The 17776-nt window shown below is 36.3% G+C and carries 17 protein-coding genes and 1 tRNA gene; 14 read left to right on the top strand and 4 right to left on the bottom strand.

Annotated features, from left to right (window positions below):
* The first annotated feature begins 73 nt into the window (after positions 1–73).
* Positions 74–613 carry a Riean_0653 family protein gene (locus LC814_RS05170; RefSeq protein ID WP_226065441.1) on the top strand — a complete coding sequence of 180 codons (540 nt, stop codon included), beginning with the start codon at positions 74–76 and terminating at the stop codon, positions 611–613.
* A gap of 150 nt (positions 614–763) precedes the next feature.
* Here LC814_RS05170 and LC814_RS05165 read toward each other — a convergent pair whose 3' ends face one another.
* A complete protein-coding gene (locus LC814_RS05165) occupies positions 764–3112 on the bottom strand; it encodes a polyribonucleotide nucleotidyltransferase (protein ID WP_226065439.1) in 2349 nt (782 codons plus the stop codon).
* A 364-nt stretch (positions 3113–3476) separates the two neighbouring features.
* Here LC814_RS05165 and LC814_RS05160 point away from each other — a divergent pair, with 364 nt between their 5' ends.
* Positions 3477–3719: a GlsB/YeaQ/YmgE family stress response membrane protein gene (locus tag LC814_RS05160; RefSeq protein WP_226065437.1), complete on the top strand. Its 243-nt coding sequence runs from the start codon at positions 3477–3479 to the stop codon at positions 3717–3719.
* 158 nt (positions 3720–3877) lie between these two features.
* On the opposite strand, the gene rpsO is transcribed toward LC814_RS05160, so the two are convergent.
* Entirely contained in the window at positions 3878–4147 is a 270-nt protein-coding gene (gene rpsO / locus LC814_RS05155) for a 30S ribosomal protein S15 (protein ID WP_226065435.1), read from the bottom strand.
* 173 nt (positions 4148–4320) lie between these two features.
* On the opposite strand from rpsO, the gene LC814_RS05150 reads away from it, so the two are divergent.
* Entirely contained in the window at positions 4321–4932 is a 612-nt protein-coding gene (locus LC814_RS05150) for a pyruvate decarboxylase (RefSeq protein ID WP_226065433.1), read from the top strand.
* Here the strand turns inward: LC814_RS05150 and LC814_RS05145 are convergent.
* Positions 4929–5873, bottom strand: a complete 945-nt coding sequence (locus LC814_RS05145; protein ID WP_226065431.1) for an ADP-ribosylglycohydrolase family protein — start codon at positions 5871–5873, stop codon at positions 4929–4931. The genes LC814_RS05150 and LC814_RS05145 overlap by 4 nt on opposite strands.
* 389 nt (positions 5874–6262) lie before the next feature.
* Between LC814_RS05145 and LC814_RS05140 the strand changes: the two genes are divergently transcribed.
* The 7 genes from LC814_RS05140 to LC814_RS05110 all read left to right on the top strand — a co-directional run bounded on the left by LC814_RS05140 (position 6263) and on the right by LC814_RS05110 (position 11155).
* Entirely contained in the window at positions 6263–6592 is a 330-nt protein-coding gene (locus LC814_RS05140) for a single-stranded DNA-binding protein (RefSeq protein ID WP_226065429.1), read from the top strand.
* Between the two features lie 84 nt (positions 6593–6676).
* Positions 6677–7126 (top strand): HRDC domain-containing protein, encoded by a 450-nt coding sequence (locus LC814_RS05135; protein ID WP_226065427.1) that lies wholly within the window; start codon positions 6677–6679, stop codon positions 7124–7126.
* 126 nt (positions 7127–7252) lie between these two features.
* Positions 7253–7735 (top strand): GNAT family N-acetyltransferase, encoded by a 483-nt coding sequence (locus tag LC814_RS05130; protein WP_226065425.1) that lies wholly within the window; start codon positions 7253–7255, stop codon positions 7733–7735.
* An 87-nt stretch (positions 7736–7822) separates the two neighbouring features.
* Positions 7823–9172, top strand: a complete 1350-nt coding sequence (gene hisS / locus LC814_RS05125; protein ID WP_226065423.1) for a histidine--tRNA ligase — start codon at positions 7823–7825, stop codon at positions 9170–9172.
* A 201-nt stretch (positions 9173–9373) separates the two neighbouring features.
* Positions 9374–9790: an EamA family transporter gene (locus LC814_RS05120; RefSeq protein WP_226065421.1), complete on the top strand. Its 417-nt coding sequence runs from the start codon at positions 9374–9376 to the stop codon at positions 9788–9790.
* 376 nt (positions 9791–10166) lie between these two features.
* Positions 10167–10958, top strand: coding sequence for a class I SAM-dependent methyltransferase (locus LC814_RS05115; protein ID WP_226065419.1), 792 nt, complete (start codon positions 10167–10169; stop codon positions 10956–10958).
* Between the two features lie 123 nt (positions 10959–11081).
* Positions 11082–11155: transfer RNA gene (locus tag LC814_RS05110), tRNA-Ala, on the top strand.
* 196 nt (positions 11156–11351) lie between these two features.
* Here the strand turns inward: LC814_RS05110 and LC814_RS05105 are convergent.
* Positions 11352–13028, bottom strand: a complete 1677-nt coding sequence (locus tag LC814_RS05105; RefSeq protein WP_226065417.1) for a formate--tetrahydrofolate ligase — start codon at positions 13026–13028, stop codon at positions 11352–11354.
* 180 nt (positions 13029–13208) lie between these two features.
* On the opposite strand from LC814_RS05105, the gene uvrA reads away from it, so the two are divergent.
* The 4 genes from uvrA to LC814_RS05085 all read left to right on the top strand — a co-directional run bounded on the left by uvrA (position 13209) and on the right by LC814_RS05085 (position 17737).
* Complete coding sequence (gene uvrA, locus LC814_RS05100; RefSeq protein ID WP_226065415.1) at positions 13209–16040, top strand: excinuclease ABC subunit UvrA; 2832 nt, start codon at positions 13209–13211, stop codon at positions 16038–16040.
* Positions 16041–16124: 84 nt separating this feature from the next.
* Positions 16125–16640, top strand: a complete 516-nt coding sequence (locus LC814_RS05095; protein WP_445991628.1) for a DUF421 domain-containing protein — start codon at positions 16125–16127, stop codon at positions 16638–16640.
* Between the two features lie 28 nt (positions 16641–16668).
* A complete protein-coding gene (locus LC814_RS05090) occupies positions 16669–17169 on the top strand; it encodes a GNAT family N-acetyltransferase (protein WP_226065411.1) in 501 nt (166 codons plus the stop codon).
* A 79-nt stretch (positions 17170–17248) separates the two neighbouring features.
* A complete protein-coding gene (locus LC814_RS05085) occupies positions 17249–17737 on the top strand; it encodes a hypothetical protein (RefSeq protein WP_226065409.1) in 489 nt (162 codons plus the stop codon).
* The last annotated feature ends 39 nt before the right edge of the window (positions 17738–17776 follow it).

Here is a 17776-nt window from a genome sequence, read left to right as displayed (position 1 = left end):
CATGTTTAAATATAATTGCCCCGAAAACTCGATAATTTCTTTTAGATTTTTGATGTATCTTTTAAAAAAAATTATGAAAAATAGTTTCTTTTTTATATTAATTATTATCATGGGACTTTCTTCCTGTACCAAAGACCGCTACGCAAACCCAAATGTTTTAACAGAAGCCACTCAGTCTGGCGCTAACACTGCCGGAGCATTAATTGACGGTAAAATTTGGGTGGCCACTAAAAATAGATTAAATACTGCAAATGGAAGTGGTACGTATTGTGAAAAGTACAATGACAATTATATTATAAAATTAGATTTACGATCTGATGTAAACAATTATAGTAATTCAATTTTTATAAAAGTTCTTATTATTAATTTAGAATTAAATAAAAATTATTCTATAATTAATCAAGATCCAAATTCAGATTATAATTATGCAATATATACTGATAAAGATGGGGAATATTACTCAACTGAATCAAATTATGTTGGAACAATAAAAATTTCGCGTATAGATATGCAAAATCATATTGTATCGGGAAACTTTGAGTTTAAAGCAATGGGTGATAAAGGAACGATCGTCAACATTGTTGACGGTCGATTCGATAAAAGATTCGACTAAATATAATTATTTTAAACAGTTTTATAAAGGGTAACATTTAGAAAATTAGGAAAGAAAAAACTTTGGAAGAAAAACTTTGAAAATCCTGGATTATAAAAAAAACCACCTCAAATCGAGGTGGTTTCTGTATTTAAAGCATTTCGGATTTAATTAAAAACCTTCTGGCTTGCTGTCTGTTGGATTTTCTCCTTCATTCAAAGGTTTGAAAGTGTCTTCCCCCGCTGGACGCTCATTGGTTTGTCCGCTCTGTTGAGGTCTGTTATTTCCACCATTGAAGTTGCCTTCTCTGCGGTCATCTCTTCTCGGACCTCTATCGCCTTGTGGACGGTCTTCTCTCGGTCTGTCATTATTGTATTGAGGACGATCACCTTGTGGTCTTTCCTCACGTGGAGGACGTTCCAAAAGAACTTTTCTTGAAAGTTTCATTTTCTTACGATCATCGTAACCCATGAATTTCACTTCTACCATATCGCCTTCGTTGTAAGGAACGGTATCCAAACGTTTCCATTCGATTTCTGAGATGTGAAGCAAACCTTCTGTTCCTTTTGCAATCGCTACGAATGCGCCGAAATCCATTACTTTTACAACTCTACCGTTGTACACACTTCCAACTACAGGTACGAAACAGATTTCGTTAATCGCTGCAATGGTTGCGTCGATGTTTTGTCTGTTGACACCAGAAATTTCGATTCTTCCGATCTCACCGATTTCTTCAATCGCGATAACCGTGTCGAAATCTTTCTGCATTTGCTGAATAATTTTTCCTCCAGGTCCAATGATCGCTCCGATGAAGTCTTTAGAGATTTCCAATACTTCCATTTTCGGTGCGTGTGGTTTCACGTCTGGTCTTGGTGCATCAAGCGTTTTCAATAATTCGTTAAGGATATGCAATCTTCCGTCTTTCGCTTGGATTAAGGCTTTTTCCATAATGCCCATTGAAAGTCCAGTTACTTTAATATCCATTTGACAAGCGGTTATTCCGTCTGCAGTTCCTGTTACTTTAAAGTCCATGTCACCTAAGTGATCTTCGTCTCCTAAGATATCAGAAAGTACCGTGAATTTACCTGATTTCGGATCTGTTACCAATCCCATCGCAATTCCGGAAACTGGTTTTGAAATTTGAACACCGGCATCCATTAATGCTAAAGTTCCGGCACAAACCGTTGCCATTGAAGACGAACCATTTGATTCTAGAATATCAGAAACGATACGGATGGTGTAAGGATTTTCGGTAGGGATCATTTTCGCCAAAGCTCTTTGCGCTAAGTTTCCGTGACCTACTTCTCTTCTTGAAGTTCCTCTTAAAGGTCTTGCTTCTCCCGTTGAGAAAGGTGGGAAGTTATAGTGTAAGAAGAATTTTTGATCGTAGTTGATGGCAACCGTGTCTACCATGTTTGCATCTTTTACAGATCCTAAAGTTACTGCAGTTAATGACTGAGTTTCTCCTCTTGTAAAGATTGCGGAACCGTGTGCTCCGGGTAAATAATCAACTTCTGACCAGATTGGACGAATCGTCTCTGGACTTCTTCCATCCAAACGGATTTTTTCGTTCAAGATCATTTGACGCATTGCTTCTTTTTCTACATCGTGGAAATAGATTTTTGCGAAAGGTTTTGCAACTTCTAATTCTTCTTCAGAATACTGAGTTAAGAATTCTTCTAAAATTGCCTGGAAATTGTCATGTCTTTCTTCTTTAGCAGAAGCAGTTTTTGCAACTTCGTATACTTTATCATAAGTGGCTGCCCAAACTTTTTCACGAATTTCTTCGTTGTGATCTTCGTGAGAATATTCTCTTTTTGGAAGAGATTTACCAACTCTCTCGGCTAATCTTTCTTGAGCTGCTACCTGAACTTTAATTTCTTCGTGTGCGAATTTAATGGCTTCGATCATTTCCTGTTCAGAAATTTCTTCCATTTCACCTTCTACCATTACGATAGAATCTTTTGTTGCACCAACCATAATATTCAAATCAGCTTTCGCTAAATTTTCCATACTTGGGTTTACAACTAATTTACCGTCGATTCTTGCGACAGTAACTTCAGACATTGGTCCGTTGAAAGGAATATCGGTAATTGCGATTGCTGCAGAAGCGGCTAATCCTGCCAAAGATTCTGGCATACATTCTTTATCATAAGAAATCAGGGAAATCATCACCTGAACTTCTGCATGGAAATCAGAAGGAAACAATGGACGAAGAACTCGGTCTACCAATCTCATTGTTAAAATTTCTTCGTCAGATGGTCTAGCTTCTCTTCTAAAAAAGTTTCCTGGGATTTTTCCTGCGGAATAAAATTTCTCTCTGTAATCTACAGTTAAAGGTAAAAAGTCAACACCTGGTTTGGCATCTTTACTGGCGACAACAGTTGCTAAAAGCATTGTTCCGCCCATTCTTACTACAACAGCACCATTAGCCTGTTTCGCTAATTTTCCTGTTTCGATGGTAATTTCTCTACCATCACTTAATTGAATTTTTTCAATAATTGCTTGTGGAGCATTCATAAAATTTGATCGTCTTTGGCACTCCGTATTGAGTGCGTTACTATTTAAAATATTTAAATTTTCGTGTGCAAAGATACGGCTTTTTCTTTAGGCGATTATCGTTAGAATGATGAACTATTTGACAACCTATACCTTCATTTAGACTCGTAATAATTTTGTTAAAAGAATTCATTTAATTCTTAAATCTTAAACCTCATTTTTTCTTCTCACCAATTGATGTTTAAGACTAAAATGCAGTGCTACTGATGAGTTGAGCATTGCTTTACGCAATAAAAATATTTACGTTTAAACTTTTCGGCATAAAATTGGATGGTAATTTTAACATAATTAAAATATAAACATTAAACTTTAAAAATTAAACATTATGGGAATTTTATGGACACTTATTATCGGAGCAATTGCAGGTTATTTAGGATCATTAATCTTTAAAGGCGGAAGTCTAGGATTAATCGGAAATATCGTAGTTGGTATTGTGGGTGGTTTTATCGGTTACTTTCTTTTAGGAGGTAGATTAGGTGAAGGTATTGTTGGAGAAATCTTAACAGGAACAATCGGTGCAATTGTATTGTTAGCCATTGTAAATTTATTTACAAGAGGAAAAGTATAAGTAAAGATTTATTCTTTAAACGCAAAAGCAACTCATTACGAGTTGCTTTTTTTTGTCTTGTACCTATTCTAAAAAATTGTTGCTAACGCCTACACTTTTAAACATAAAAAAGCAACTTATTTCTAAGTTGCTCTAAATTTTGCTTGAAGCGAAAAAGATTATTTTCTTAATCCTAATTCAGCAATAATAGCTCTATATCGTAGAACATCTTTTTTCTTAAGATAATCTAAAAGGGCTTTTCTTTTACCTACTAAAAGTACCAAAGAACGCTCAGTTGCGTAATCTTTATGATTTCTTTTCAAGTGAGTTGAAAGGTGGTTAATTCTGAAGGTGAAAAGGGCAATTTGTCCTTCTGCTGTTCCAGTGTCTGCATCAGACTTTCCATGTTTTGCGAAGATTTCTTTCTTCTTGTCAGTTGTTAAGTACATTCCAATATTATTTTAATGATTATTATGTAACGGGTGCAAAAGTACAACTATTTTTCTATTCTTAAAAGCTTTAAATATTCTAAAAAGTAATAATCTACTGGAAATTGTTAAAATATCTTAATTTTATATTGCTTATATTATCCCGTGGCAATATCTTTGCAATACACAAAGCGATGAAAAATCTTTATTTAGTTCGAAATTCTGTTACAGTTATTTTAATGCTTACTGGCTACGCGATGTTTAGTCAGAATATGCCTTTAAATAGAGATGCGGAACTTTACACAATTCTTTACTTTAATCCAGAAGTTTTTCCAGATATTGACGAAATAAAAGAACCTACTTACACCGCTTTTTTCTCCGCGCTTTCTGATCAACTTAGTAAAACACGATCCAATAAACTCTTGCGAGTAGATTATAATATTCCATACGAAGACGCGGACCCCAAACTAATCACTGAATTTTGCGAAAATAATAATGCACAATTTGCAGTTATTCCAAAAGTGAAATATTTTAAGGTAGGAATAGGAAAGTATGTGTTTTCTAATCAGGTTATTGTGAGTTTAAAAGTTTTTTCTTCTACAGGAAATCTTTTGGCAGAAACTTCCTACGATACCTATAGAAAAGGTGGAAGACTGATTGGATCTGCGGAGAACTCCATAAAAATTGGAACATTTGGAGCTTTAAAGACGATTAATAAACAGCTCCGTAAAAGGGATAAGTCAGATTCGAGCACCATTAATCAGTTGGAAATTCCGGTGAATCAATTTACTTTGATACCTTCTTAGTGTAACTTTTCCCACATTCTTTTTGCCAAATCATCAATATCTTCTTTCCGCGCTAACTGCTCAACCCAACTTTTTGGGATTGAATCAAAACCGTAAACCAATCCCGCAAGTCCGCCTGCAATTGCGGCAGTAGTATCAGTGTCTTCTCCTAAATTTACAGCTTTTAATGTGGCGTCTTTATAATTTTCGGTAGTCAGTAAGCACCAAATACTCGCTTCCAATGAATGGAGAACATAACCACTGCTGAAAATTTCCGCTTCTTCAAATTCAGAAATATTTTCTTGAAAAAGCCGATTAAATATTGATATTTCATTCGGATTAATAGAACGCGTATTTAGAAAGTCTGGTATTTCAGTCTGCAGGTTTTGATAAATTTCAAATTTTTCTTTTCCTAACAAAATTGCTCTTGCAAATTCAATATAGTAAAAACAGGAAATTACCGACCGAATGTGGCCGTGTGTTATTGATGAAACTTTTTTTGTGATTTGATAACGTTCTTCGATTGGCAAATCTTTTATATAGAAAAGTAGCGGTAAAATTCGCATTAAAGAACCATTTCCATTGGATGATGCGTCGGTGCTTCCCGCGAATTCTGGCTGTCCTCCCTTTGCAATTCTATTGATGGCTTCTCGGGTTGCAATGCCAATATCGAAAACCTCACCGCGGGCTGTCCAAAAATTTTCATGATACCATTTTACAAAATTTTGTGCGATTCGGTTTAAATCAAAATCGTGGGTTAAGGCTTCTGCCAAACAAAAAGTCATCGAACTGTCATCCGAGAAAGTTCCGGGTGGTAGGTTATAGGTGCCGTACCCAATCATGTCTGTGACTGGATTCTGACGAATGATTTCTCTACTTTTAAATTCAACGGGAACGCCCAATGCGTCACCGATTGCTACGCCGAAGAGTGCAGATTTTATTTGATGGCTTAAGTCTTTCATTTTTGGAATTTTCTATTGGGATAAAGAACTCTCAAATATAAAATACTTCTTTCAGTTTTCAGAACTTTTGAGAGCCATTTATTATTTACGAAAGAAAAATCGCTCTTCATTTTAGCCCCGATGGAAATGAAAATCCTTTTTTTGGATGGATTTCCGCGGGGGCAAAAAAGATTGTAATGTACAGCGGGTATGATTTTAAAAAGAAAACATGATTTTTATGCTACTGATAAGGTGTTGATTGTCAGTTTTATAATCGTTGCAAACGACTACAAATGACAATAAGTGATTCTTTACCGACTAAATTTTAGATTCTGGTGAACCTTTGCTCCAGAGATTTGAGGAAAAAAAGTAAGCCTCACTTCTAATGTTTAATTATAAAATTTAAAGTCATGTCACTAAGAAACAAAGTAAACCTTGTAGGTCGAACAGGAAAAGAAGTCGAAATCGTAAAATTCGAAAACGGAAAATTAGCTAAAGTAAGTTTGGCAACAACCGATCATTACACCAACGCAATGGGCGAAAAAGTGGAAGAAACGCAATGGCACAATTTGGTTGTGAACGGAAAGTTAGCTGATATCATGGAAAAATACGTGGAAAAAGGCAAGGAAATCGCCGTAGAAGGAAAAATCGTCTATAAAACGTACGATGATAAAGAGGGAGTGAAACGGTATTTCACGGAAATTCGCGTAGAAGAACTTGTGCTTTTGGGCGGTAAATAAACCATGAACGTTGGAGCTGAACCTAATATTAAAAATTCGGCTCTAACTTTTTCTAAAATTAATTTCGAATAAAAATACAAAGTCATGAAAGTTAAAATTTTTAAAATCAGATTATCCGAGGATTATATTTATTCCGATCAAAAGTTGCTTGATCATTTTTTAGAGGAAAATAATATATTAAAGTATGAAACGGCTTTTGTAAAAGATGACGAAAGTTATTGGTCGGTCATGCTTTATTTTGAAGAAATGAAAGTTCTGGTGAATGAAGGCAAGCCGCAAAAATATAGTGCGGAAAGTGACGTAGCGCTTTCTGCAGATGAAATTAAAATTCTGGATTCCCTGAAGATTTGGCGGTCGGAGAAAGCGAAAGATCAGAAGTTGCCGGTTTATTTCATCGCTACCAATAAGGAGCTTTTTTCTATCGCAAAGTATAAGCCCGCCAAAAAAGAGGAACTTCTCGAGATTAAAGGTTTTGGCAAACATAAAATTGAAAATTATGGTGAAGAAATTATCGAGATTTTAGAAACAGTTTAAAAACACAAACTCAATATATTTTTATAAAAACCGGAGAAATTTTCTTCGGTTTTTGGATCTGTAAATTAATGTGAAGAGTAATTAATTAATTTTATTAATTCAGGAAGATTTTTCTAAATTTATCTGATGGAAACAACTATTAGAAAAATTAATAAGTCGGATAATCAATTGTTAGCAAAAATAATACGAAGTTGCTTTCATGATTTTGAGGTTCCGACGCCAGCAACTGTTTACGAAGATCCAGCAACAGATCATTTATACGAATTGTTTACAGAAGAAAATTCAGCATTATTTGTAGCTGAGGTAGATGGCAAATTATGCGGTTGTTGCGGAATTTTTCCCACTGAAGGTTTGCCGGAAAAATGTGGTGAACTTGTAAAATTCTATATTGGTAAAGATTTTCGAGGCAAAGGTTTGGGAAAAAAGTTAATGGAAGAAAGTATTGCGTTTGCAAAAAAGTCGGGGTACCAATCCATTTATATAGAAAGTTTACCAGAATTTTCTACCGCAGTTTCCATTTATGAAAAGCAGGGTTTTAGTTACCTGGAAAAACCTTTGGGCAATTCGGGACATAGCGGTTGCAACCTTTGGATGATCAAGCATCTTTAAGAATTTAGATGAATAATTTTGTATTTTTGCGGTCTTACTTTTATTTTGACTCTGCAGTCAATAAAAAATCTAAAATTTAGCACAAATATGAAGCCCAGTTTAGCAAAAGGAACTCGAGATTTTTCTGCGGAAGAAGTTTACCGAAGAAAATTTATTACCAATATTTTACAGAAGAATTTTGAACTGTTTGGTTTCCAACCTTTAGAAACTCCAAGTTTCGAAAATCTTTCTACTTTGACCGGAAAGTATGGTGAAGAAGGAGACCGTTTAATTTTTAAGATTCTGAATTCCGGGGATTATGCATCGAAAACAAAAGATGAAGATTGGTCAACCAAGAATTCGCAAAAACTGATTTCCCAAATTTCGGAAAAAGCACTTCGTTACGACCTAACCGTTCCGTTCGCAAGATATGTTGCCATGAATCATGGGCAGATGACTTTCCCTTTTAAACGATATCAAATCCAGCCAGTTTGGCGTGCTGATCGTCCACAGAAAGGGCGTTTCCGGGAGTTTTATCAATGTGACGCCGATGTCGTCGGAAGTGTGAGTTTGTGGCAAGAAGTAGAATTGGTTCAATTATATATAAAGTCGTTTTCGGAATTAAATGTGAAGGTCATTCTTCATTTAAACAATAGAAAGATTCTTTCTGGATTGGCAGAATTTGCTGGAATTTCTGACCAACTGATTGACTTTACTGTTGCATTGGACAAACTCGATAAAATTGGTAAAGAAGGCGTTGTTAAAGAATTGTTAGAAAAAAATATCAACCAAGATTCAATCGATAAATTGGATTTTCTTTTTACCCAAAGTGAAAATGCGCTTGAGAATTTATCTCAATTAAAAGAGAAATTTCAAGGTAACGAAGTTGGAACAAGTGGAGTAGAAGAGTTGGAATTTGTATTGACCCAATCTTTTGAATTAGGAATCTCAGAAGAGAGTTTGAAATTCGATATTACTTTAGCCAGAGGACTCGATTACTATACTGGAGCTATTTTCGAAGTAAAAGCCACAGATGTTGCCATGGGTTCCATTGGTGGCGGTGGACGATATGATAACTTAACCGAAGTTTTCGGCGTAAAAGATATTCCCGGAATTGGAATTTCATTTGGACTGGATCGCATTTATTTGGTGATGGAAGAACTTTGTTTATTTCCCGAAGATTCTGTAAAAACAGTTCAATATTTATTCGCTAACTATGGTGAAACCGAATCGTCGGCCGCAATGAAAATTATTGGTCAACTTCGTGCAAACGGAATTTCTGCAGAACTCTATCCAGAATCTGCAAAGCTGAAAAAGCAATTTACCTATGCAGAAAAGAAAGGAATTCCAAACTTGGTTTTCTATGGCGACCAGGAAATTTCAGAAGGAAAAATTACCATTAAGAATCTGAAAACGGGAGAACAGATTATTCAGACGACCGAAGAGTTTCTGGGATAATCGAGAATTAACCGTGTCAAGGTTCTAAGCCTTGACACGGTTTAATACTATCTTTGGTAAGTGAGATCGAAGATTCTGAGAAGTCAAACAGCGTTGCGCGTAAGAAAGTATGAAATACATAATTTTACGAATTAATTTTTGCGTTTAAATTTTTCATTGTTATCAAAACTGGATTTTAATTACAATTAATAACTTAAAAACATGTGGTGGATTTACGCTTTACTTTCGGCTTTCTTTGCTGCACTAACCGCGATTTTCGCTAAAGTCGGCGTAGAAAATGTAAACTCGAATTTAGCCACTGCCATTCGAACGGTTGTAGTTTTGGTCATGATCTGGATGATTGTTCTCTTCCGAAATGAATATAAAGGAATCGGCGAATTATCTTCCCGAAACTGGATTTTTCTCACCATCTCTGGATTCGCAACGGGACTTTCCTGGGTGTTCTATTTTAAAGCTTTGCAAATGGGTGAAGTATCAAAAGTTGCCGGAATCGATAAACTCAGTTTGGCTTTAACCATAATCTTTGCCGTCGTATTTTTAGGGGAAACGTTAACCTGGAAAACAGCAGTTGGTGTTTGTTTAATCATCGCTGGAACTTTATTTTTAATTTGGAAATAATGGAGAATTAATCTTCCCAGCCACAAAGATCTTTACCTAAAGTCTGTGCTTTTTGAAGACTTACCTTGATGATTTGCGCATTGCAATTAGACAATCCTCTGCAGTTTTTTGAATAATGGTATTTTTTGCCACCATCGCTGTTACAAAGATAAACTTCGGTTTTTGTGACAACAGTTCATTGCCAATTTAAAATAACCATCAAAAATAGGAATAAAGATTTTTTCATTGATAGTAAATTAAATTTCGGCAAGTTGACACTTATTATTTTGTCCCAAATGATTGAGTGCTAATATAGATATTAAGAAGCAAACATTTGTACTTGAAATTGGTCATCCAAAATTTGTTTTTAAAATTCTATTTTTACGGAAAACCTCTCATGGAAAACTATCTCGACATCAACCGCAAATTATGGAATGCAAAAGTAGATTCGCATTTAAAATCTGACTTCTATTTCGTAGATGAATTTATAAAAGGTAGAAACTCTTTAAATTCAATTGAACTGGATCTTTTAGGAGATATCAAAGGAAAAGAAATCTTGCATCTGCAATGTCATTTTGGGCAGGATTCTATTTCGCTTTCCCGATTGGGCGCAAAAGTCACCGGAATTGATTTGTCTGATAAAGCGATTGAAGCAGCAAATGATTTAGCAAAAAAATGCGGAACAGATACCCAATTCATCATTTCAGATGTTTATGATTTGCCAAGTGTTTTGCATCAAAAATTTGACATTGTCTATACCAGTTACGGCGCAATTGGTTGGCTTCCCGATTTGCAAAAATGGGCCGAAGTCATCAACCACTTTTTAAAACCTGGTGGCAAATTGATTTTTGTAGAATTTCATCCCGTTGTTTGGATGTACAATAATGACTTTACTTTTGTTCAGTACAGTTATTTTAACGAGGGCGCAATCACGGAAACCAACGAAGGAACTTACGCAGACCACAATGCAGATTTAAAAAATGAAGAAGTTGGCTGGAATCATCCGACCGCGGAAGTTTTGACCAGCCTACTCAATGAAAATCTGGAACTAAAGTCTTTTCAGGAATATAATTATTCGCCCTATCCATGTTTCCGTGATATGGCAGAAACTGAAACAGGAAAATATCAAATAAAAAAATTTGGAAATAAACTTCCGCTTTTATTCTCCCTTGTCGCGGAGAAAAAATAATCGTGCACACTGTTGCTTTTGAATCACAAAAATTTGTATCATTGCAAATCTAAAATTCAAACTTTAAAAACTAAAATTTAGGATCTCAATCTAAAAATCAGCATTTAAAATTTAGATTTTCTTGGGGGATTAGCTCATCTGGCTAGAGCGTTTGACTGGCAGTCAAGAGGTGGTCGGTTCGATCCCGATATCCTCCACAAAAAAAGAGTTGCATTAATTTGTAACTCTTTTTTTATGGCGCACATTTCCGGCTTTCCACTGCAATTCCTCACGCCTTTACTTTCCCTGCGCTTGTTCCGGGATTTCCGTTGCAATCCGGGGCGCAATTCACGCTGGAAACCAGATTTGTTTTATGTTTAAAGAAAATTTGTCCGTTTTTGATAGATCTAAATTTTAACTCAATCCCGTAATTTTTCCGTTTTTATCAATAAACATTCCTTCTGCTGCTGGAACATTTGGCAGGCCTGGCATTCTCATCATATCACCCAAAACCGGGATGATGAATCCCGCACCGGCGGCGAATTCAAACTCACGGACGGTGATTTTAAAATTAGAAGGTCGACCAATTTTAGTCTCGTCGTCACTTAGAGACTTCTGGGTTTTCGCCATGCAAATCGGCATTTTGTCGAAATTTAGTTCGTAAATTGTTTTCAACTGGTTTTTTGCTTTTTGGGAATAAACCACTGAATCGCCACCATAAACTTCTTTTGCAATCGTTTCAATTTTATGCTCCACAGAATCTTCCACGTTATATAACGGTTTGAAATCATTACCACAATGGGCAGCGCAACGTACCACTTCTTCAGCAAGTTCTGTCATTCCGTCGCCGCCTTTTGTAAATTCATCTGCAACAATCGCTTTCACATTTAGTTTTGCACATTCATGAATCAAATAATCAATCTCTTCCTGAGAATCGGTGGCGAAATGATTAATAGCAACGATAGGCTGCATTCCAAATTTCAGTGCATTTTCGATATGTTTTTCCAGATTTTCAAATCCGTTTTTCAGGAATGGTAAGTTTGGATGTTCATATTCTCCTTTTTTCGCGCCGCCATGATATCGTAAGGCACGAATTGTCGCAACGATCACGTATGCATCTGGCTTCATTTTGCCATAATGACATTTGATATGCAGGAATTTCTCTGCACCCAAATCAGCGCCAAATCCAGCCTCCGTTACCACATAGTCTGCTAATGATAAACCTGCTTGTGTCGCGATAATTGTATTGGTTCCTTGGGCAATATTTGCAAATGGTCCGCCATGAAGAATTGCAGGATTCCCTTCCAAAGTTTGTACTAAATTGGGTTTAATAGCATCCTTTAATAAAATAGCCATGGCGTTTTCCGCTTTTAAATCACGCGCAAAAATTGGTTTTTTGTCGAAAGTGTAACCCACAAAAATATTTCCTAACCGATTTTTTAAATCTTCAAAATCACTGCTTAAGCACAAGATTGCCATTACTTCACTTGCAGGTGTTATATTAAAACCTTCTTCGCGTGTAATTCCATTGTTGGATCCACCTAAGCCAACGACAATATTTCGTAGTGATCGGTCATTCATATCCATTACGCGTTTCCAAACGATGGTTCGCGGGTCGATATTTAGAGAAAACTTTCTGTTTTGTAAATTATTATCAATTAAGGCAGAAAGTAAATTGTTGGCTTTCTCAATTGCGGAAAAATCTCCCGTAAAATGAAGATTAATATCCACCATGGGAATGAGTTGTGCATAGCCACCACCAGCTGCGCCACCTTTAACACCGAAAACAGGCCCAAGCGAAGGTTCACGCAAAACTGCGATTGCTTTTTTACCGATTTTATTTAGACCATCATTTAAACCCACAGAAACTGTAGTTTTCCCTTCTCCCGCAGGTGTAGGATTAATGGCGGTAACCAAAATTAATTTCGACTTTTTAATCTTTTCAGGATCGATGTATTTTAAGGGGATCTTCGCTTTATATTTTCCGTAATATTCTAAATCATCATGATCGATATTTAGTTTATCGGCAATGTTTTTGATTAGTTGGATGTTCGCAGATTCTGCAATTTCAAGATCGGTTGGGAAGCTCATATCTATTGTTTTAATCAGTCAAATTTAGTGGAAATCAATTTTTTAATAGAATATTTAATGCTGTTTTATGTCACCAATTGCTCTTCCGTTTAAAAATGATAGAATTAGGGTAAGATGGTAATCCTCTAAAAAATCCGTATTTTTGCAGAATTCTGAAAATTGAAATTTCAGAGCAAATCAATGAAAGAAAGCAAAGAATATATAGAAGTTTACGGCGCTCGTGAACACAATTTAAAAAATATTAATGTTAAAATTCCGCGTAATGAGTTGGTCGTTATTACCGGTCTTTCGGGGAGCGGAAAGTCATCCTTGGCCTTCGATACTATTTTTGCGGAAGGTCAGCGACGGTATATTGAGACTTTTTCAGCATATGCCCGGCAGTTTCTCGGTGGTTTAGAAAGACCTGACGTTGATAAAATCGACGGACTTTCCCCAGTAATTGCCATCGAACAAAAAACAACCAATAAAAATCCGCGTTCTACAGTAGGAACGGTTACCGAACTGTATGACTTTTTACGGCTTCTTTTTGCCCGCGTTTCCGATGCTTATTCATTAACTTCTGGGTTACGGCTCGTAAGTTATACCGAAGAACAGATTCTAGAAGCCATTAAAAATAATTACAAGGCAGAAAAAGTAATGCTTTTGGCTCCGGTTGTCCGTTCCAGGAAAGGTCATTATCACGAGCTTTTTGTTCAGATGGCAAAAAAAGGATATGGTCAGGCAAGAATTGATGGCGAAATTCAGGATATTGAATATGATTTAAAACTCGACCGTTATAAAACCCATGATATTGATATTGTCATTGATCGATGGATTATCGGTGAAAGTGCCTCCGAAAATAGAATGGAGAAATCCTTGAAAACAGCCCTGCAAATGGGCGAAGGTATTGTAGGTATTCAAAAATTGGGAACTGAAAATATTGAATATTTTTCTAAGAATTTAATGGATGCTGATACGGGACACTCGCTGGCTTTGCCGGAGCCCAATACGTTTTCCTTCAATTCCCCAAAAGGAAGTTGTCCGTATTGTAAAGGTTTAGGAACCGTAAAAAAAGTAAATACCGATTATTTTGTCGACAATCCGAAACTTTCTATTAATCAAGGGGGATTATTGCCTTTAGAAGATATAAAATCCAACAAATGGATTTTGGGACAGATTAAAAATATTTTAGAAATATTCGGACTTTCCCTAACGACACCTATGAAAGATATTCCTGCAGAAGCTTTGGATTATATGTACAACGGCTGTCACAAAGAATTTAATAAAGATTTAAAATATGCGGGAATTAACAAAAAGATTAAAGTTAATTTCGATGGGCTTATTGCTTTAATTAATGATATGATCGATGACAAAGAAAGCTACGATGCGATCTTGCTCGAACGTCATTTCACCACCGAAGAAATTTGTCCCGACTGTCACGGCACTCGATTGCAAGCTTCTAGTTTGAGTTTTAAAATCGATGGTAAAAATATCGCTGAAATTAATGCCCTTTCTTTGGCAGATTTGAAAGATTGGTTAATTCAGGTCGAAGATAAATTCAGTAAAAACAATAAAATTATTGCCCATGAGATTTTAAAAGAAATTAAAACTCGACTGCAGTTCCTTCTTGATGTCGGTCTGGATTATCTGAGTTTAAGTAGAAGCTCGCGCACCTTGTCTGGCGGCGAATCTCAGCGGATTCGTTTGGCTACACAAATTGGCTCTCAATTGGTAAATGTGCTCTATATTTTAGATGAACCTTCTATTGGATTACACCAACGAGATAACGAAAGACTCATCGCTTCGCTGAAAAATCTTCGTGATATCGGTAATTCGGTAATTGTTGTAGAACACGACAAAGACATGATTATGGAGGCCGATGAAGTTTTGGATATTGGTCCGCGCGCCGGAAAATTTGGTGGCGAAATTTTATGGCAGGGAAAACCCAAAGATTTACTAAACGCAGATACCATTACTGCCGACTATATTACGGGACGTCGGAAAATTGAAGTTCCCGACGAGCGCCGCGAAGGAAACGGGAAATCTTTAATTTTAAAAGGTGCTACAGGAAATAATCTTAAAAATGTAAACTTAGAAATTCCACTTGGGAAATTGGTTGTGGTCACCGGAATTTCGGGAAGCGGTAAATCCTCTCTGATCAATGGAACTTTGTATCCCATTCTTAATCAGCATTTTTATAGAGCGGTTAAAGATCCTTTGCCTTATAAAAAAATTGAAGGAATTGATAATATAGACAAGATTGTTGATGTAGATCAAACGCCAATTGGCCGTACACCGCGATCTAATCCCGCAACTTATACGGGAATGTTTACGGATATCAGAAATCTTTTTGCAGAGCTTCCGGAATCTAAAATCCGCGGGTATAAAGCAGGGCGATTTTCATTTAATGTAAAAGGCGGCCGCTGTGAAACCTGTCAGGGTGGCGGTTTGAAAGTCATAGAAATGAATTTTCTGCCAGATGTTTACGTGCATTGTGAAACATGCAACGGTAAAAGATTTAACCGGGAAACTTTAGAAGTGCGTTACAAAGGCAAATCTATTTCCGATGTTTTGGAAATGACCATTAATGAAGCTACTGAATTTTTCCAGCCGATTCCAAAGATTTACTCCAAAGTAAAAACGATGCAGGATGTTGGATTGGGCTACATAACACTCGGTCAGCAATCAACTACTTTGAGTGGAGGAGAAGCTCAGCGTATAAAACTCGCCACAGAATTATCGAAAAGACAAACTGGAAACACCCTGTATATTCTCGATGAACCGACAACAGGATTGCATTTTGAAGATGTAAAAGTATTAATGGAAGCTATTAACAAACTCGTTGATTTAGGAAATTCTTTCATTATTATTGAGCATAATTTAGATGTCATGAAATTGGCAGATCATATCATCGATATTGGACCAGAAGGTGGTTACCGCGGTGGCGAAATTATTGCGAAAGGAACACCAGAAGAAGTTTCCCGTTCAAAAAAATCTTTAACTGCGAAATTTTTAAAAAGAGAACTGAAATAAGTTGATATTTATTTTGAAAATCAAGGCCGAACGTAATGTTCGGTTTTTTTATTTTCTTTTACTTTGTATTTTAAGTTTACGATGATTAATCCATTTCTTGATGTCGCTTTAAGGAGTTTAGCTGTCTACCTCTTTATGTTTGCGGCCATTCGCATTTTCGGGAAAAATCAGCTCTCGCAGTTAAATGCGGGTGATATTGTTTTACTACTATTAATTTCGAATGCGGTACAAAATGCGATGGTGGGTTCTAATGTAAGTTTAGAAGGAGGTTTGGTCGCCGCATTGGTACTATTTGGTGCAAACTTTCTGGTAAAAAAGGTAATCTTTAAAAATCCGAAAATTAAAAGTCTTGTGGAATCTGATCCTGTCATTTTAATTAAAGATGGGATTGTAGATAATGTCAAAATGAAGGAACAGGAAGTCAGTTTTGATGAATTGGAAGAAGCTGTTCGGGAACATGGTGTTGAAAAGATTGAAGAGGTAAGATTGGCTGTTCTGGAAGTAGATGGAAACATAAGTGTAATTTCTTTAAATAAAGAAAACGGATCTACAAATTATACACGACGGCGCAGAAAATTTCCTAGAAAAAGTCATAAATAATAGCACAAAAAATTTAATATAAAAAATAATGAATTACGAAATTCGCCCCATGCAACAGGAAGATGGACCGAAAGTTTTAGAGATCTTTCAGCAAGGCATCAATGGTGGAAATGCAACATTTGAAAAAACACTTCCTACCTGGGAGGCATGGGATTCTAAACATTTGAATTCATGTCGTTTTGTTCTGGAAGATGAATCTAATGAAGCAGTTGGTTGGTGCGCACTTTTACCCGTAAGCGACCGCGACTGTTTCCGAGGGGTTGCTGAAGTCAGCATCTACTTGGACGGTTCTGTTCAAGGAAAAGGCTTAGGAAAATTGTTGCTTCGAAAATTAATTTTAGATAGTGAAGATAATGGATTCTGGACACTTCAGGCAGGTATTTTCCCTGAAAATGAGCCGAGCATTGCGGTACACGAAAAACAAAATTTCCGTGTCGTAGGAACGCGTGAAAGGTTGGGAGAATTAAACGGAATGTGGCGAGATGTTATTCTCTTAGAAAGGAGAAGTAAGGTTGTTGGAAATGAGTGATTTGTAAGAATGAAAACGCTCGTATTTTAGTTTGGCACTAACATTGAGCGTATTGATATAAATCTTAAAATCTTTCAAAATGAGAAATCTATTTAATATAATTATCGGTTCTGGTTTAGCTTTGGCTTTATCATCGTGCGGAACTCAAAATGATGCATACGGAAATAACTATCCAAACAACCGATATCCGACAAACGGTACGAACAGTGGAACGGTTTACCGAGCTAATGATGGTGCAGTCTACAGAAGGGGTGAAGTTTACAGAGACCGAAGTGGAAACGTTTATCAAAATGGACGAGTTATCAGAACTGGCGACGTCACTGGTAACCCAGGGATTTTAGGAGGAAATAGTACAAATGGAGTTTATTATCCAAACAATAATCAAAGAAATCTGCCTCCAGGTCAAGCTAAGAAAATCTATGGTGGACAAGCCACTGATTATGCGAAAGGTCAACAGAAAAAAAGAGCGAACCAAAATAGAAATTGGGATAACGACAACGACCAGGGACACAACAAAGGAAAGAATAATAAGAATTACAAGAAAGGAAAAAATAATAAAAGAAAATAAGTTCACTGAACGACATAAAAAATGCGGGAAATTTTTCCG

The sequence above is a fragment of the Kaistella polysaccharea genome (assembly GCF_020410745.1).
GTDB lineage: Bacteria > Bacteroidota > Bacteroidia > Flavobacteriales > Weeksellaceae > Kaistella > Kaistella polysaccharea.
The sequence above is the reverse complement of the archived record's forward strand: the minus strand, read 5'-3'. Positions and strand labels throughout refer to the sequence as shown.

Coding starts and splice junctions, on each gene's coding strand:
- LC814_RS05170 (WP_226065441.1), top strand. CDS start 74: ATGAAAAATAGTTTCTTTTTTATATTAATTATTATCATGGGACTTTCT.
- LC814_RS05165 (WP_226065439.1), bottom strand. CDS start 3,112: ATGAATGCTCCACAAGCAATTATTGAAAAAATTCAATTAAGTGATGGT.
- LC814_RS05160 (WP_226065437.1), top strand. CDS start 3,477: ATGGGAATTTTATGGACACTTATTATCGGAGCAATTGCAGGTTATTTA.
- rpsO (WP_226065435.1), bottom strand. CDS start 4,147: ATGTACTTAACAACTGACAAGAAGAAAGAAATCTTCGCAAAACATGGA.
- LC814_RS05150 (WP_226065433.1), top strand. CDS start 4,321: ATGAAAAATCTTTATTTAGTTCGAAATTCTGTTACAGTTATTTTAATG.
- LC814_RS05145 (WP_226065431.1), bottom strand. CDS start 5,873: ATGAAAGACTTAAGCCATCAAATAAAATCTGCACTCTTCGGCGTAGCA.
- LC814_RS05140 (WP_226065429.1), top strand. CDS start 6,263: ATGTCACTAAGAAACAAAGTAAACCTTGTAGGTCGAACAGGAAAAGAA.
- LC814_RS05135 (WP_226065427.1), top strand. CDS start 6,677: ATGAAAGTTAAAATTTTTAAAATCAGATTATCCGAGGATTATATTTAT.
- LC814_RS05130 (WP_226065425.1), top strand. CDS start 7,253: ATGGAAACAACTATTAGAAAAATTAATAAGTCGGATAATCAATTGTTA.
- hisS (WP_226065423.1), top strand. CDS start 7,823: ATGAAGCCCAGTTTAGCAAAAGGAACTCGAGATTTTTCTGCGGAAGAA.
- LC814_RS05120 (WP_226065421.1), top strand. CDS start 9,374: ATGTGGTGGATTTACGCTTTACTTTCGGCTTTCTTTGCTGCACTAACC.
- LC814_RS05115 (WP_226065419.1), top strand. CDS start 10,167: ATGGAAAACTATCTCGACATCAACCGCAAATTATGGAATGCAAAAGTA.
- LC814_RS05105 (WP_226065417.1), bottom strand. CDS start 13,028: ATGAGCTTCCCAACCGATCTTGAAATTGCAGAATCTGCGAACATCCAA.
- uvrA (WP_226065415.1), top strand. CDS start 13,209: ATGAAAGAAAGCAAAGAATATATAGAAGTTTACGGCGCTCGTGAACAC.
- LC814_RS05090 (WP_226065411.1), top strand. CDS start 16,669: ATGAATTACGAAATTCGCCCCATGCAACAGGAAGATGGACCGAAAGTT.
- LC814_RS05085 (WP_226065409.1), top strand. CDS start 17,249: ATGAGAAATCTATTTAATATAATTATCGGTTCTGGTTTAGCTTTGGCT.